14 protein-coding genes and 1 riboswitch are annotated in these 16,017 nt (G+C 41.9%); of the genes, 7 read left to right on the plus strand and 7 right to left on the minus strand.

Annotated elements, in window-relative coordinates; all coding sequences use genetic code 11:
- Window positions 1-309: 309 nt before the first annotated feature.
- Window positions 310-460: riboswitch (FMN riboswitch) on the minus strand.
- Between the two features lie 383 nt (window positions 461-843).
- Complete coding sequence (locus tag ACED42_RS16655; RefSeq protein WP_371703415.1) at window positions 844-1,590, plus strand: phosphatase PAP2 family protein; 747 nt, start codon at window positions 844-846, stop codon at window positions 1,588-1,590.
- A 178-nt stretch (window positions 1,591-1,768) separates the two neighbouring features.
- On the opposite strand, the gene ACED42_RS16660 is transcribed toward ACED42_RS16655, so the two are convergent.
- The 3 genes from ACED42_RS16660 to ACED42_RS16670 form a co-directional block, all read right to left on the minus strand.
- A complete protein-coding gene (locus ACED42_RS16660; protein ID WP_371703416.1) occupies window positions 1,769-3,673 on the minus strand; it encodes a methyl-accepting chemotaxis protein in 1,905 nt (634 codons plus the stop codon).
- Window positions 3,674-4,073: 400 nt separating this feature from the next.
- On the minus strand, window positions 4,074-4,799 hold the full coding sequence (locus tag ACED42_RS16665) for a sulfite exporter TauE/SafE family protein (protein WP_009846277.1): 726 nt from the start codon (window positions 4,797-4,799) through the stop codon (window positions 4,074-4,076).
- A gap of 224 nt (window positions 4,800-5,023) precedes the next feature.
- On the minus strand, window positions 5,024-6,229 hold the full coding sequence (locus ACED42_RS16670) for an MFS transporter (RefSeq protein ID WP_102250156.1): 1,206 nt from the start codon (window positions 6,227-6,229) through the stop codon (window positions 5,024-5,026).
- Window positions 6,230-6,868: 639 nt separating this feature from the next.
- On the opposite strand from ACED42_RS16670, the gene ACED42_RS16675 reads away from it, so the two are divergent.
- Entirely contained in the window at window positions 6,869-7,483 is a 615-nt protein-coding gene (locus ACED42_RS16675) for a YitT family protein (protein ID WP_017065874.1), read from the plus strand.
- Window positions 7,484-7,632: 149 nt separating this feature from the next.
- On the opposite strand, the gene sigZ is transcribed toward ACED42_RS16675, so the two are convergent.
- Both sigZ and ACED42_RS16685 read right to left on the minus strand, forming a co-directional pair.
- Window positions 7,633-8,250: an RNA polymerase sigma factor SigZ gene (sigZ, locus tag ACED42_RS16680; RefSeq protein ID WP_371703418.1), complete on the minus strand. Its 618-nt coding sequence runs from the start codon at window positions 8,248-8,250 to the stop codon at window positions 7,633-7,635.
- Window positions 8,234-8,530: a helix-turn-helix transcriptional regulator gene (locus tag ACED42_RS16685; protein ID WP_004733042.1), complete on the minus strand. Its 297-nt coding sequence runs from the start codon at window positions 8,528-8,530 to the stop codon at window positions 8,234-8,236. Before ACED42_RS16685 ends, sigZ begins: the two co-directional genes overlap by 17 nt.
- A 233-nt stretch (window positions 8,531-8,763) precedes the next feature.
- Here ACED42_RS16685 and ACED42_RS16690 point away from each other — a divergent pair, with 233 nt between their 5' ends.
- The 4 genes from ACED42_RS16690 (at window position 8,764) to ACED42_RS16705 (ending at window position 13,975) form a co-directional block, all read left to right on the plus strand.
- Window positions 8,764-9,864: a permease gene (locus ACED42_RS16690; RefSeq protein WP_135385436.1), complete on the plus strand. Its 1,101-nt coding sequence runs from the start codon at window positions 8,764-8,766 to the stop codon at window positions 9,862-9,864.
- A 412-nt stretch (window positions 9,865-10,276) separates the two neighbouring features.
- Window positions 10,277-11,632 (plus strand): hypothetical protein, encoded by a 1,356-nt coding sequence (locus tag ACED42_RS16695; protein WP_012601065.1) that lies wholly within the window; start codon window positions 10,277-10,279, stop codon window positions 11,630-11,632.
- Window positions 11,619-12,935 carry a glycosyltransferase gene (locus ACED42_RS16700; RefSeq protein WP_029223012.1) on the plus strand — a complete coding sequence of 439 codons (1,317 nt, stop codon included), beginning with the start codon at window positions 11,619-11,621 and terminating at the stop codon, window positions 12,933-12,935. The genes ACED42_RS16695 and ACED42_RS16700 overlap by 14 nt, the downstream gene beginning before the upstream one ends.
- On the plus strand, window positions 12,902-13,975 hold the full coding sequence (locus tag ACED42_RS16705; protein WP_371703421.1) for an HlyD family secretion protein: 1,074 nt from the start codon (window positions 12,902-12,904) through the stop codon (window positions 13,973-13,975). Before ACED42_RS16700 ends, ACED42_RS16705 begins: the two co-directional genes overlap by 34 nt.
- A 139-nt stretch (window positions 13,976-14,114) precedes the next feature.
- Here ACED42_RS16705 and trmY read toward each other — a convergent pair whose 3' ends face one another.
- Window positions 14,115-14,714 (minus strand): tRNA (pseudouridine(54)-N(1))-methyltransferase TrmY, encoded by a 600-nt coding sequence (trmY, locus tag ACED42_RS16710; protein ID WP_371703423.1) that lies wholly within the window; start codon window positions 14,712-14,714, stop codon window positions 14,115-14,117.
- A 429-nt stretch (window positions 14,715-15,143) separates the two neighbouring features.
- Between trmY and ACED42_RS16715 the strand changes: the two genes are divergently transcribed.
- The gene (locus tag ACED42_RS16715; protein WP_017103550.1) at window positions 15,144-15,668 is read left to right on the plus strand and encodes a DUF3087 family protein; all 525 of its coding nucleotides are present in this window, start codon (window positions 15,144-15,146) and stop codon (window positions 15,666-15,668) included.
- Window positions 15,669-15,821: 153 nt separating this feature from the next.
- Here ACED42_RS16715 and ACED42_RS16720 read toward each other — a convergent pair.
- Window positions 15,822-16,017 (minus strand): hypothetical protein (locus ACED42_RS16720; RefSeq protein ID WP_371703425.1); only part of this gene is annotated, 196 nt, incomplete at its 5' end.

Consider the following 16,017-nt stretch of genomic DNA (forward strand, 5'->3'; position numbering starts at 1 on the left):
GAGGGATCTCAACCGAGCACAACAAAGCAGACTCATTACAAGTCGACTTGTATCAATCGTAGTAAACAACTGGTCATTCTAGCTGGTTAAAACCCTTGATAACGGCGTTAAAATTTTTGACTGTAGAATAACTACTTATCGAAAAATTTTGCCTTGTTCTCAAGCGTTTTTCCTGCGCTATCTCTGATCATTTATTTACTGTGATTGGTATTAGCTCATTATGGTTTTATCCAAAACGAAATGCACCCGTCTAAGTTGGAGGCATGAACCTAATAAATAGGTACACCTTTCCAACTTAAACGAGTGTGTTTTCATTCTCTCTCATCCGGACTATGACCGTCGGCTCTGGCATCTCACCAGATCTGCTGACCTCGACGAATCGAGCGCTCGCGGGCTTATCTTTAGATTTTGCTAAGGACATACCGCCGGTGGGGAATTTCGCCCCGCCCTGAGAATAAAAATTAATAATCTATTTTGCTTTGAAAGCAGACCAGATGGTAATCCTTTCAATAGTGGATTTAAAGGACTGACAGCAAAGTTTTTCAGATTCCGGCCTTATAGTCGGGTAAGTGTTCACTTTATCAGCAGAACGTGTCCGGCAGTCTTTAGTGGGATAAGACCTTTGAATCAGCTGGTTTGAGTGGTCTTTGTTGCTCTATGAACATCAGTGGATGTCGAACATTGTTGATGCTGGCGTGGCTGTTCACCGAATCAATACTCAAGAGGTTCATCAATCGAACATTGTTAGACCATGACGGCTTAATGACCGTTTTGACATAAAATTGATATTGGCAGTGCTAAGCTGCGCTAGCATCCATCCACTTTATCCAAAAGATCTTAGTCATGACATCTCCGTTCTCTAACAAATCCAAAGGCTTATTACTGCTCGTTTTAAGTTTGTCTTCTCTCGTACCGTTTTTGATCTTTGGATCTAATTTTGACCTTGGGGCTGGGGTTTCGCCTTTCCAAGGCGCCTTCATAACGTTTGTGACTTACTCGGCGGGTAATCAAGGATTCTTGGTAACGCTAGCTGTTTTGTCTTTGGTATTGCTCACGATGAAATTTTCCAAAGCTAAGCTCGTCAGCCTTTGTCTGCAGCTCGGCTTGTTGTTGGTTCTCAGCTTTGCAGCAAAAACTTTCTTAAAGCATTCTACAGAAAGCCCGCGTCCTTATTCTGAGTATTTGGTGACGCAAGAAGTCGTTGAAATGCCAGAGCTGTTTTACGAACTGCCATTGGTAGAAAAGAACGCAGCGATTGCATCTGTGCAAGACAAGGTGAGTGAGTGGCGAACACGTCATTGGCTAGGTGAGACTGACTATTCTTTCCCATCTGGGCACATGATTTTCGTTGGCGTGTGTCTGGCGTTCTTTGGCGGCTTGTTCCTAGAAGCGAAACGTTTTTACTTAGTCGGCGGTTTGCTAGTTTGGGCTGGTGGCGTTGCTTATAGTCGTGTTTGGCTTGGTATGCACCGCCCTGAAGACTTAGCTGCGTCTATCGCCTTTGCCGGTTTGATTTACCTATTGGTGCCACTGATTCCGACGCAAAGAATAGAACTTTTGTTACCGATGTTTCTAAGAGATCGCAAATGAGTAATAAACTTGCCTAGAAGAGCTCTGGTGGGGCTTTTGAAAGAGAGGAATAAAAAACCGCCTTCGGAGAAGGCGGCTATTTTAAACGATGACTGCTATTGAAAAACTATAGATGCTATTTGAAACTATAACCTCCATACACTACGGGTTTCATTCTAACTAACTGTTTTAGTAGAAATTAACGTAGTTTAAACATACCAACCATTGATGCCAGTCGTTCGTTTACTTGGGAGATATTGTTGGTTTGCACCAAAGCTTGATCTCCATTTTTGTTGAGTTCATTTACAATGTCACTCAGAGCCACCATGTTACGACTAATTTCCTGAGTTACGCTGCTTTGCTCTTCTGCGGCCGTTGCAATTTGAATGCTTAGGTCATTGATACCCGTTACTTGTGACGTTAGCTCATTTAAGCTGCTGCCCACTTTCTCGGTGTTATTAAATGTTTCGTCACAAGTCCCTTTCGTCTTATTCATAGACTCTTCAACATTCTTGTTCACTGAAAGCAAACGAGTCAGCGCTTGTTCAATCTGTTGTGTACTCGCTTGTGTTCGACTTGCTAAGGCTCTCACTTCATCCGCTACTACTGCAAACCCACGACCTTGCTCGCCCGCTCGTGCGGCTTCAATCGCTGCATTTAACGCAAGGAGATTGGTCTGTTCAGCGATTTCACCAATCACTGTCAAAATATCACTAATCCCTTTAGTTTCTTGGCTCATGCTTTCTAGGTTCGATGATGTGTTCTCTATCTCAGAAACTAGTGCATTAACCTTCATTTGTGCATCACCGACAGCATTGAGTGATTGCTCCCCGATATCCGACGCGACTTTAGTTGATTGCGCCGTTTCACCTGCATTTTGGGCAACGGCGTCAGCTGTTGAACTCATTTCTTCAATGGCAGTGACAATTTGTTCAGTTTCTTGCACGTGCTGATTCAAAATGTGGTTATTTTCATCTGATTTATGTTCAAGTTGCTGCACATTTTCTTTCAGTTCAGACGATGCTGCGTCAATCTTTAGCATCAAGTCTTGTATATGCTCGATGAATTGGTTTACACCAGATGCGATTTGCCCTAAATCATCGTGTTTCTTTACTTCGAGTCTCTGAGTTAAATCACCATCACCATTTGATAGCCCTGTAATGGTTTCTTTCAACGCTAGGATGGGTTTGTAAAGAATATTGAGAATGAATAACGTGACAACTACGCTGATCAATAGGTAGACAATCGTGATCATAATCGCTTGCTGTTGAGCAACTTCTAGCGCTGCGAATACGACGCTTTTGTCTAATCCAACAAGTAGGTACCATTCTTTGTCACCATAGCTAACCGCATGGCTGAACATCACTTTCTCAACGCCGTTGATACTATAATTAACGATTGTGCTTTCTGAATTTTGTGCTTTTTTTGCAACGTCTTTCAAAGAAGCGTAATCCGTTAATTTAGTGCCCACCTTAACCACACTGGATGTGCTAGCCAGCACCGTCATGTCATTGGTCATCATCATCGAAATAGCACCGTTGAGGTCGATTTCAGAGACAGTGTCACTTAGAACATCGAGTGGAATGTCTGCCAATACCACACCGTTACCAACATCTTTACCAATGCTCACCATTAAGGTACCTGTTGTGGAGTCTGTATATGGGTCTGTATATACAAGGCTTCCTGAACGCTTACCTTCTTTGTACCAAGCTTTACTGCGAGGGTCGTAGCTTGATGGGCTTTTGTGATTATCCCAGCCCGGGTAATCGAATGAGGCATAAGCATCGCCATTGTCAAAACCTATCATTAAGTTCGCGACATCAGCACCTAATGAGCCCACGCGCATTCGCTCGGCGTGTCTATCTTGATAATTATGTTGACGATAATCAGCAGCTACTTTTGCTACTGCTTGTGTTTTTGCTTCTAGGTAAGTCTCAACCTTATTCCCTTCAATGCGAATACGGTCTTGTGTGCTCTGATAAATATTCTCAGTCAGTGCTTCCTTATTGCTCTGATATGAAAAATAGTTGGCTGAGCCTACACTTATTGCAATTATTGCTGATACGGCGACTAAAAGAACTTGCTTAAACCCAAGTTGTTTCATTTGAAAGTCCTTAATACTGAATGTGTTCATTTTCCTGCTTAATGAATATGCAGTATATAGACGTATTATGAATAGGACTACGCTACCAATTGAACATTCAGCCTGATTTGAACAGTCTCAGCTCTGTATACAAAAAGCTCATGAAAAAATGGTTTATGCAGTAATGGTTCATTGATGGTTCATTGATGGTGAATGAGAGGGAATCGTTACCGCCAGATAGAGATATTTACGACAGTGTGGTACTGACTTTAAAGCTTAAATAAGGCGCCGCATTAGGGTATTTGAGCATAATGGATAACGTCACTAGTCAGTCATATGAGCTTGCTTATCGAGATGAGTGAGCTGTCATCAAAATAGTTACAAAACGTAAGCAACCTTCAGTACTTACGTTATCTCTATACTAACCAGCTAAGCCTTGCCAAATGGCAGTAAAGCCACTGATAGAACATAACAGTAAAGAACCAATACGTATCTTCTCTTTAGGAATGCTTTGCGTGGTCATTAACGCCACTTTGTAACCCAACCAAGCAGCAGGCAGCAAAGGTATGGTGATGATCAAATGGTGCATAGTGAAGAAGCCAATTGGGATCTGAACAATCAACGAAATGATTGAACTAAAGACAAAAAAGGCAGACAAGTTGCCACGAAGTTGATTGGCATCTTGGTGCTGTAGCAGTAGCGCCATCGGCGGGCCACCAATACCTGAACTGGTGCCAAAGAATCCTGAGAAAAATCCCGCGATGCCCATTTTGGCAGGCGTCGGCTCTAACCTAAACGGAAGCAAGCTGACAATCACTGCAAATACCACTAATAAACCTAACCAAAGTGACAACACGCTCGTTGAAACCATCACCAACAAGGCACCGCCTGCTAGTGAGCCTGGAATGCGTCCTAGTAATGCGATTTTTAATCCGCCAATAGAAATGTTTGCACGGTGTTTAAAGGCGTTGAATAAAGAGATGAACAGGCCAACTAAACAGATAGGCGCAGGTACATAGTCTGGTGAAACCAAAAACAGCAGTGGGGCAGCCACAATGGCCAAACCAAAGCCGATTGCGGTTTGCACAAATGAGCCTGCAAAAATGAGTGCCATTGCGATAAGGGCGGTCTGATCTAGGTATTCCATAAGCCTGCGGATTAGTTTTAAAGGAGCAAGTGAATACTATAAATTAAAACGAAAAGAATAGTCTTATTATTCAGTGAGGTTTATGCAAGTTTCGCTAGTTATAATTTCGATTACAACGGCCAATAAAAAAGAGAGCGAATATCTCAGGATGTGCTCCTTTCAATATCCACTCTCTTATTGGATTGCTTATCGATTTTTGCTGTTGGGGGAGTCAGCGTTAAACGCTAAGCCATTGCCAATTTCAGTCGCTCAATCGGCTTGTCATTGATAGGCAAATGGATCAGTGCTGCTGCAAATGCCAGTACCACCGTTGACCACCAGATTGGCTCGTAAGAACCGTAGTAATCGTAAATACGACCACCAACCCAAGCGCCTAAGAAGCTACCCACTTGGTGAGTAAAGAATACCAAGCCGTACAACGTCGACAGGTAACGAGCACCGAAGATCTGACGAACTAAACCAGACGTTAGCGGAACCGTACCCAACCAACAGAAACCAATCGCCGCACCGAAGATAGCTGCGGTTGACTCAGTCACTGGCAAAGTCACAAACGCACCAATAACTACAGTACGCACTAAGTACAGTGCCGACATTACATGACGTTTGCTGAACTTATCGCCCATCACACCCCAGAAGTAAGACCCGAAGATGTTGAAGATACCTACATAAGCCAGTGCCATTGCTGCGCTGCTTGCTGGTAGGTTTTTGTCGGCTAAGTAACTTGGTAAGTGCGTCGCAATGAACATCACGTGGAAACCACACACGAAGAAGCCCGCATGAATCAACCAATAACTTTTGTTCGAAAATGCTTCAGACAGTGCTTCTTTCAGTGTCTGGGTGTCTTCTACTTGTTTATTGGTTGCTGACTTCGGTGCTCGCATAAACAGTGCAAATGAGATCATCAAACAACAAAGCACGCCAAATACTTGCATCGCACTTTGCCAATCAAACTCGTTCAACATGTATTGCGCACCCGGAATTACCGCGAACATACCAAATGAACCTGCTGCTGTGGTTAAACCAAATGCCTTAGCCGCGTGCTCTGCAGGTACAACTTTTGCTACAGCGCCTAATACAATCACATAGCTTGTTGCACTTAACCCAAGGCCAACCAATGCGCCTAGTGAAACGTAAAGCATGCTTGATTCGGTAGACATTGAGGTAAGAAGTAAACCCAAACCGTAAGCACATGCACCTGCAATAATGATGCGTCTTGCTCCCCATTTGTCAGCGGCCATGCCCACAAAAGGCTGGAACACACCGAACAGCAGGTTTTGTAGAGCAATGGCGAAGCTGAAAAACTCACGGCCGGTGCCGAAATGCTCTGAAATTGGCATCATGAAAATGCCGAATGACTGTCTGATCCCTAGACTGATAATAAGTGTGCCGATCCCAAGCCATACCAGTAAAGGAAAACGGAAAATGCTCATTCTAATACTCTTAAATTAATGGTGGTGATGTGAGTGGTCTTGCGCTGACATGTGTTGGTCAGTCATCTTATGGTGGTGTTCGTGCCCGGAATGCTCATGCGCTGACTGCTGGTGGCATCCACTGCTAACGGCATGCTGAGCCAAGAGATCGATCAATGGCTGATTGTGATGCACAATTACCAAACTAATGACAAGGAATAGCGTCATTCTGGCGAGTTGGGCAAAAAGAGATTGTGAAAACATAAGGTGTTTACATGCGCTCAATGTTGTAAGAAGTCGCGCATCATAATGACGAGTAGGGTATGTATCAAATGACCTTTTGTGATTTAGTCTATGCGTTTTATGCATAGATTTAAGCATCGCTGGAGTTGGAATGAAACGTAGCTAATAAATAGGAAAACACGAAGCTCGCTGATTATGTGGTAGAAGCGGAGAATTTAGGATGGATATTTAATTTTTTAGATATAACTGCTTGCTTTAGTGAAGTATTTTAAAGCCTGTAAAAACTAGTATACAAATTAATCACTCAGTAACACTGCGCATTTACTCGACTTATCTGTTAAACATCGTAAATTTGTACTTCAATCGTTTCAACGGGACTGAAACGCGATGTTAAAAGATTCAGGGAGAGTCATTCACATGGATAAAGATCATAACCTTCGCGAAAACTTATTGGCACTGATCTTAGGTAGCGCGCTAGTGTCACTCGGCGTTATCTTTTTCAATCAAGTCGGTTTGCTCACCGGAGGCACGGCTGGTCTAGCGATCTTCATTACCAAAGTGACAGATTTGAGCTTTGGCCAAGTGTTCTTCGCACTTAACTTACCTTTCTATATTTTGTCGGTTGCTCGTATGGGCTGGCGCTTCACCATCAATACGTTTATCGCGGTTTCGATTGTTTCGTTCGCCGTGGATCACTTGTATCACGTGATTCAAATTGCCGAAATTCATGCATTGTATGCAGCTTTACTTGGTGGTGGCTTGATTGGTACCGGCATGTTGGTGATCTTCCGTCATAAAATGAGCTTAGGTGGCTTCAACATTCTGGCGCTGTTCTTACAAGAACGTTTTGGGATTCGTGCGGGTAAGGTTCAGATGGCACTAGATTGTACGATTGTTGTGCTTTCACTGTTTATCGTTGATGTGTCGCTGGTTCTTCTGTCTGTACTGGGTGCGATAGTAACCAACTTGATTTTGGCGATGAACCATAAACCGGGACGCTATCAACCGGTCGTAAAAGCGGAAGCGGCGTAGTTCGGTACGATCAAGCACTAGGTTCGCTTAAGCACTCGATTCGCATAAACAAAGCGTGATTTTCAGATTATGAAAACAACAAAGCCAGCATCAATTGCTGGCTTTGTTCTATTCAAATAATGGGTTTGAGCTAGTTACTATCAGTACTTCTATTGGCACTTACCGCAATCAGCGTCCGACTTGAGCTCACAATCAATCACATTGCCTTGCTTATCCAGTGACAAGTTACAGCATTGTTCGAATAGGTTCTTAAGATCCCCGCGGCTTTTCTGAACACGAGACTTAACGGTTGAGTAGCTGATGTTTTGAGCCTCTGCGATCTCTTTTTGGCTTTGACCTTTGATATCGACAGCAAGCAGTAGCGATGAACTTTGTTCTGGCAGTGCCTGAATAAAAGGTTCAATACACAATGAGAGCTTCTGCTTAAATTCAGAGTCGTGGTCTAAATCGGTAAACCACAGATCTTCAGCATCAATTTGGCTATCACGTTGTTGGCGTGCATGTTTACGGTAGAAGTCGATAATGGTGTTGTTGGCTAACTGGAACAGCCAAGCCTTAACACTGCTCGCATCTTGTACCTTGTCTAAGTTCTGATAAGTCTTAATCAAGATATCTTGGAGCAAGTCGTCTACATCCGCAGAGTTGTTGACCTTTGAATGCAGGAATGACTTTAACGCTTGCTGATACTCGGCCCAGACTTGCTCGAGCTTCAAAGGTGCCTTATCCAAAGGTGCCCTGTTCAAAGGTACATTAGTTGCACTGTTCATTTACGCAACACTCGTCTTGTAAGAAATCAATCACACCTTCTAGGCATTCATACTCCGCCACGCAGAATAGAGTTCTTCCTTCTCGTCTTTGGCTGATTAGGCCCGCAGACGCCAAGCTGGATATGTGGTGAGACAAGGTAGAACCGGGAATGCCTAGCTCTTCTTGTAGGCCGCCAACTGCAATGCCTTGGTAGCCAGCTTTAACGACACTCTTATAAATGGTTAGGCGAATAGGGTGCCCCAACTCTTTAAGTGCTTTCGCAACGACTTCTAAGTTCATATTAACTCCTCAAGATTTAATTTCGATGTTAGTCGAAATGTATGTCGAATTCAAATTTAAAAACGGTGTCTGTATAAGTCATTGAAAAACTGTGTTTTCGAAAATCATTTCGATTTTTATCGAAGTAATGCTTGATCTGGAGCTGTTTATTTCTATAATTCGAGAATATTCGAAATTAAGGGTTGGTTACTTTTCTCATAGAGCCCGACCTTCAATCCAGTTTGGAGTTAATTATGAGCAATGAAATGTTAACAATGCTAAAAGACGCACTTGATATGTTCGCTTTCTTAGCAGTAGAGCTAATTATCCTTTTCTTAGCGATCAGCTACATTGTTGGGATTCTTCAAGAGTTCCTTACACCAGAAAAGATTCAATCTATCCTGAGCTCACGTAATGGTAAGGGGTATGTGGTTGCTGCACTATTGGGTGCAATTACACCTTTCTGTTCATGTTCGACCATTCCTTTCCTAAAAGGATTGCTGCGTGCAAGAGCGGGTTTCGGTCCAATGATGGTGTTCCTATTCGGTAGCCCACTATTGAACCCAGTGATCATTGGTTTGTTCGTGATTACCTTCGGCTGGCAAGTCGCTGTGTTCTACTTCCTTGTAGCAATGACTGTGTCTGTAGTGGCTGGTTACGCACTTGAGAAGCTTGGCTTTGAGCGTTACGTAAAACCTGAAGCGTATGAATCAACAGGTTCTGCTTCAAGCTGTGGCACTAGCTGTGGTGACTCTGCTCCTAGAAAAGCAGCAACGGCTAAAGCGGAATCTTCATGTGGTACAAGTGCATGTGGTGAACCTGCGCCAGTAATGGCGAAAGAGACATCTTGCTGCGATTCTAAAAAAGAAGAGCCACAAGTCACGGTTTCATGCTGTTCTGCGGATGGAAGCGCGACTGCTGAGATTGTAGAGAAGAAAGAACCTAGCCGTTGGATGAGAATTTGGTTCTCAACTTGGAAAGACTTCAAACAAGTTTTCCCTTACCTAATGATGGGTATTGCGATTGGTTCATTCATCTACGGCTTCATTCCTACAGACCTAATTGCACAGTACGCTGGTGAAGGTATGTGGTATGCGATTCCAGTAGCAGCCGTGATTGGTATTCCACTGTACATTCGTGCTGAAGCGGTAATCCCATTAAGTGCTGCTCTAGTTCAGAAAGGCATGGCGTTGGGTTCGGTAATGGCATTGATTATTGGTAGTGCAGGTGCAAGTTTAACGGAAGTTATCCTGCTTAAATCAATCTTCAAGAACCAAATGATTGCAGCATTCCTATTCGTTATCCTAAGCATGGCGATGGGGGCAGGCTTCCTATACAGCTTCATCTTTGGTTAATCGGGTCTGATTCCTAGATAACTCCATTGATAGCAAGATATAGATAATAAAAAAGAGCTCACTTAGTTGAGCTCTTTTTGTGTTTAGGAGGTCAAAAAATCATGGGCATTAGGCTTGATTTTTTTGAGAACGCTATTATTCCGGAAGTGCTGCTATCGAAAATAACACTCATCAACCCCTACTTTTAGACTTGAATGTAACCGCTTTGATGCCAAGTATTAACAATATTCATGTTTCGTAGGTGTCAATTAATTGGTGAGCTTATTTAATCTTTTTGGCTGATTATTGGACGGTTTTCATATCGATATCTAGTATTTATGTAAGGGTGAATAATGAAATAGCATCGTTCAAAATTAACGTTTGTTTAGCTTTAATTCAACGATGACAGCGTCAAAAGACTTGGAGTTAATGAATGAAAGATAAGTTGAAAATTTACTGCCTTGGAACCCCTACACTTGAAACCAGAGAATCATTTGAGCTCGTGCCAGTCAGTGACATTAATCAACTCCCTGAATTATTGGGCGGCGTCATAGTTCTAAATGGCGATCTTAGTTCGCAAGACGACGTGATGAGCCAACTCCACCGTAGCAGGAAATTTTGGTCTTGGAAGATTTATATTTTAGAAGATAGTGCATTATCAGAGTGTTTATCAGACGGCACTTTAAATCCAGAAAGTGTTGAAGAAGAGGTGATTCAACACCGCAGAACGTTAGAAAGTATTATCGACACATCGGATACATTAGACCCTCTTGTTGGGTGGTTAGGCTTGGATCAAAGACGTCGATTATCACCTCACAAATATTTGTCTCATAAATCGATATATTCCTATCCGTTAGTGGAGCTTTACTATCCGGAGTTAAGTTCAACTTATCGTTTTGTATTATCAGAGACTAAGCGAGACACTTTTGAAATTGAGGATTTAATCGATCGAGTAAGAGTGTGTCATGAATGTGCCAGTGCCCACTTAAACTACATCGAAGCGTGTCCTTCTTGCAAAGACATTGATATTACTGAGCGTACCTCTCTCCATTGTTTCACGTGTGGCCATGTTGCTGAACAAGGGCTTTTCAAACGCAATCAAAAATTAGAATGCCCGAAATGTTTGACTCAGCTTCGACATATTGGAGTGGATTATGATCGCCCTTTAGAAACTCATACATGTAACTCATGCTCTCACTCTTTTTCTGAGGCGGAGACATTAGCTTCTTGTTTCGAGTGTGGTACAAAAAACGATATTTCAAAGTTGGTTGTTAGGAAGATTTATTCGCTGAAACTTGGAGTTCAGGGAGAGTATATATTCCGTCATGGAGTGAAGCTATCGGCGCCTGAACTGACCTTAAGCGGGAAAGTAGACGGCGGGTATTTTTCTAATCTTCTTAGCTGGGTTAATAGGATTGCACTTCGCCACGAAGAAGAGCACTTATTATTGGGGTTACACCTGCCTGATTTAGCGCAGTATGTGTCTAAAAATGGAGACGCAAAAATGTTTGCTTTGATCGAGCAAATTACAGAGCGTTTAAACGGATTGTTTAGAGATTCTGATATTTGTTGTCAGTTTAAAAGCGATGTTCTTCTTGTATTTATGCCTAAAGCTAAGATGGAACATATAGAAGTATTACGCGGGAAAATAGAAGCACTTTGTTCTTTAATCGAAGATGACGATTTCACGCTGAATGTCTTTGCATGGGGTATACCCGATCCAACAATGAAAGAAGATGTTGGTTATTGGTTAGAAAGTAAAGTCAGTGAAATCTATGCTGTCAGTTAGCCTTGATCTCCAACAGTACTTCTGGGGGATGCTTTTAGAGAACTCTGAGCTTTGGCTAATGCTTTTCCCCATGATGATTATGGTGGAGCTCCCACTCTTTCTGCTTGTGTTAAGTGGAATCTTTCGCTGGTCTTATTCGGCCAGTGATATAGAGATAAAAGAATACCCAAGCATCTCGTTTGTAATTACTTGTTATGGAGAAGGAGATGCAATTGAGATAACGATCGACACGCTTGTTGAACAGCTTTATCCCGGAAAGATTGAGATTTTAGCCGTAGTCGATGGAGCAACTCAAAATGAAGATACCTACTTAGCTGCAATGCGAGGGGAGCAAAGACATAAAACGGTAAGAAACAGAGATGTTCGTGTCATTCCTAAGTGGCAAAGAGGAGGTCGCGTATCAACGTTAAATGCTGGTTTAGATAACGCTACTGGTGACTTTGTTATTAATGTTGATGGTGATACTTCTTTTGATAACGACATGGCGTTACAAATGATGAAGCAATTTACTGATAAGAATGTGATTGCTTCTGGAGGTGCTTTACGCGTTAGAAACTGGCAAGAAAATTTGCTTACGCGAATGCAGTCTCTTGAATATATGTTATCAATGCAAGCGGGTAAGACGGGGCTATCCAACTGGGGTGTTCTCAATAATATATCAGGAGCATTTGGTGCCTTTCGAAAGAACACTTTGAAGCAAGTTGGAGGGTGGGATACTCATACTGCTGAAGATCTCGACTTAACGATGAGGCTCAAACAGTACAAGAAAAGACATCCAAACAATAAACTCGCTTTTACACCTAAAGCTGTGGGCCATACTGATGTACCCGATACACTGAAAGGGTTGGTACAACAAAGGCTAAGATGGGATGGAGACTTATTATTTCTGTTTTTAAGGAAACACAATGAAGGTCTAACCCCTAGATTACTCGGTTGGGGAAACTTTATATTTACTTTAGTTTATGGCGTTCTACAAAACGTATTGCTGCCCATTCTAGTTTCGCTATTCATGTTTTACATATTTTGGGCTTACCCCTTCGATTTTGTTGCTGCACTTCTGATCCTTATCTACTGCGTCTATTTGTCGACAGTGTTGTTGTTTTTTACTGTCTATATTGGGTTGGTTTCCGAAAGAGCGAAAGAAGATCTTAAGATGGCAAAATGGCTAATCTTGTATCCGTTTTATCAGTTCTTTATGCGGTTGATTACGGCGTTCTCTATGGTGAATGAGTTATTTAGAAGAAGTCATGAAGAATCCAGTATGGCTCCTTGGTGGGTATTGAAAAAAGGCAAAAGGTTTTAACAATGAAAGTGAAATTTCATCTTGATAAAAAGAATAACCCTCAATCGGATGATGGTGTCAAAGTTGCTTACGGACAAGCGAAAAGAGGAGGCTACCGCTTTCGTTGGTATTTAATCTTAAGCTTAGTGGTTAGCCCTCTATTATTCGTAGCGTATTTTTTCTTAAAGACAAATTTTCTGGTTATTGCTCCGGCAATCATTACCTCGCATCCTGTAACCTTAACCTCTAAAGTTGCAGGAGTAGTCGGTCCAATTCCAGTAGACGATGGAAGTCAAATCCTAAAATCAGAGACAGCGATTCAGTTGACTAATATGGAAGTGGAAGCGCAAATCGAATTTCTTCATGCTGAGTTATTAGATTTAGAAATCAGGTTTCCTGATGATATTGGCTTACTGCACTTGAAAGGCATTGAAGAAACGCGCAGTAATTTAAACACGGTACAGCAAATTCAAACGCGATATGAAGAATATAGGAAAAAAGGTCAGGTATCCGATGTGGACTATGCAAGTATAGTGGGAATGAGTAACTCACTTAATAATCAGCTTAATGGACAAAAACTTGATTATCAAAATGCGAAATTAGCTGAACAAGAAAGAGAATTAGCGGGTCCGGTTAGTCAGGCTCGACGTGCTTTAATGAAAGATCTAGCACTTAAACGTGTTGTTGAACAAGAGCTGTCGATTAAGTCTCCCTATGCAGGCCGCGTTGTCGATATCCATGTCGTTGAAGGACAGAGAGTGTTTGAAGGTGATGAACTGGTAACGATAGCGAAGATTACCATCCCGCAAGTGGTCGCGTATTTAGACCCTAAATATTTAGAGAATGCGATAATAGGAGCTCATACCAAGGTAAGGTTTCCTAATGGTAGTACTTTTGAGGCTGAGATTGCAGATTCGGTAGAAATCGTCAGTAAGTTGCCGACTCAATTAGCAAGCCCTTTTGAAGGGCAGCCAGCATATCTCAAAGTAGCATTGAACTTTACGGCTGATTTGCCTAGAGAATATTGGATTGAAGGGATGACCGTCGAAGTGCGTTTTTAATTAGCACGCTAATTTGACCATAAATGGAGCGTGTATCGCTCCATTTATGGTTTTAGGGCTAGCTATTTTTTATAGCGAACTGCTGTTTTAGAGAGACTTTCTGTTTTAGAGAAAACTATCGTAGAGAGAGCTGTGGATATCAAAAACCACGCACATCCAGTTCATTGTTGATCAACACAACACACTGAGAAGCAAACAACATGTTTGGACCTAAGCTGATTTTCTCTGTCCCTAAACGCTTCAAGCTGTTGTAGCTTTTCTTCGGCATAGGGATATGGTCAGTTAGAAGGAAACATGGGTTTTCCGCAATCTCTGCGTCACGGATAAAGTCGCCTTTCTTATCCATCATGTACAGCTGGTGGTCTTCAGCCAGTTCTTTAACCAACTTTTCAAAACTCATAGTACGAACAGTGATGCCCGGTTCAACCTGACGTGCCTGTTCTTTTGTCATGCCTTGAGAAGCGTCAACCGCTCTTACTACCGCAGATAACAATGCAGACTCATGGAAGCCACCAATGTTAGTGATCTCGTTTGAATCGAATGTAATGGTACGTGAAAAGTCTTTAGTACTTTCTAACACAAGGTGCACGGTGACATTCTCACGATGAGATTGAGCAACGAAGATCGTGTTCATCAGAGTATGAGCCAGAATCTCAGTATGAGCGTCTTGCCCTACACCTTCTAAGATAAGTTTGCTCTCTGTAGGGGCTGCGCGAGCGCGTAATACAAATGAACGCATGGGATGTACCTTGTCAGTATGTGATAAAGCGAAATAGGCTTAATCAACATGAATTGATGAATAACTAAAAATTATGGCGGTATGTAACTCTTTTCTATTAATGAAGTCAAATGGAGTTATGTATAGTACTGACCACAAGAACTCTACGTATTAAATAGAGAGTGACCACATTACAAGATGGTAAAGGTTGAAGCTAACCAAGGTTTACATAGATAGTATGCGCAAATTATTAGGTGACTTATACCAATCACAGTAAGTGATCATAAATAGCGCAGGGAAAAGGCTTGAGAACAAGGCGGCTCTATTCGACAAAGAGTTTCGATAAGTAGTTATTCTACAATCAAAATTTCTAACGCAGTTATTAAGCGTTTTAACCAGCTAGGGTGAACAGTTATTTACTACGATTGGTATTACATAAGGAAGTAGTCGATGAAGTTACAGAAGATTAATAAAGAAGAATATAGAAAGAAGATGAACCTACTGTTGGTTTCATTGGTTGGGTCACTCGCCTTGTTTGCCATTGTATTCGGTAGCGTTCTGATTGAACTTTTTGGTTCAGCTGGCTCCGTTACTGGGGAATCGACGGGTAATTTCCATTTGAATGTACTCGGGGTGATTTTATCAGTCGCCTTGAATGCCTTTATTGCGAGCCGTGTGAAAGGGCATGATTACTTTAAAGAAGCGCTTTATGTGTGGAACCTGAAACAAATTCACAATCAAATCTATCGTAAGCTTAAGCGTATTCAACCAAAAGCTGAGCAAGGCGATCGAGAAGCATTAACTATTCTTTACTTCTATTACACTACGCAAAAACAGGTATACGACCTAGATAACAATACATTGACGATAAAAACGGTTCAGAAATCTCTAGATAACATAGTGGAGCTGAGTGAAAAGTGGAGTATAGAACTGGATATAGAGACATTCTCGAAAGATCTAGTCGCGAAATTCTAAGTTATATGCTCTTGATTGTATGAGCTTTGGCCTATGAAAGAGGGTTTTGACGTAAAAGTAGACGCTTAAGCAATTTTTTTGAATTTTTATCAAAAAAGGGGTTGCCATGTTTTCGATGATCTCTATAATGCCGCCTCACTGACACGGCAGTCGCTACAAGGCTTCAGCGGTAATCAGTAAGACGGAAAGTTCGAAAGGAATTAATTTTAAAAAGTGTTTGACACTTAAAATTAAATCGCTAAAATTCACGTCCGCTTTCAAGGGTTTCTTTGTAAAAAGAAAGTTTCGACAAGCAAAGCTCTTTAACAATTTAAACCTATCAATCTGTGTGGGCACTCGTTGATGAATA

It is taken from the genome of Vibrio sp. FF145 (genome assembly GCF_041439075.1).
Classification (GTDB): Bacteria; Pseudomonadota; Gammaproteobacteria; order Enterobacterales; family Vibrionaceae; genus Vibrio; species Vibrio tasmaniensis_A.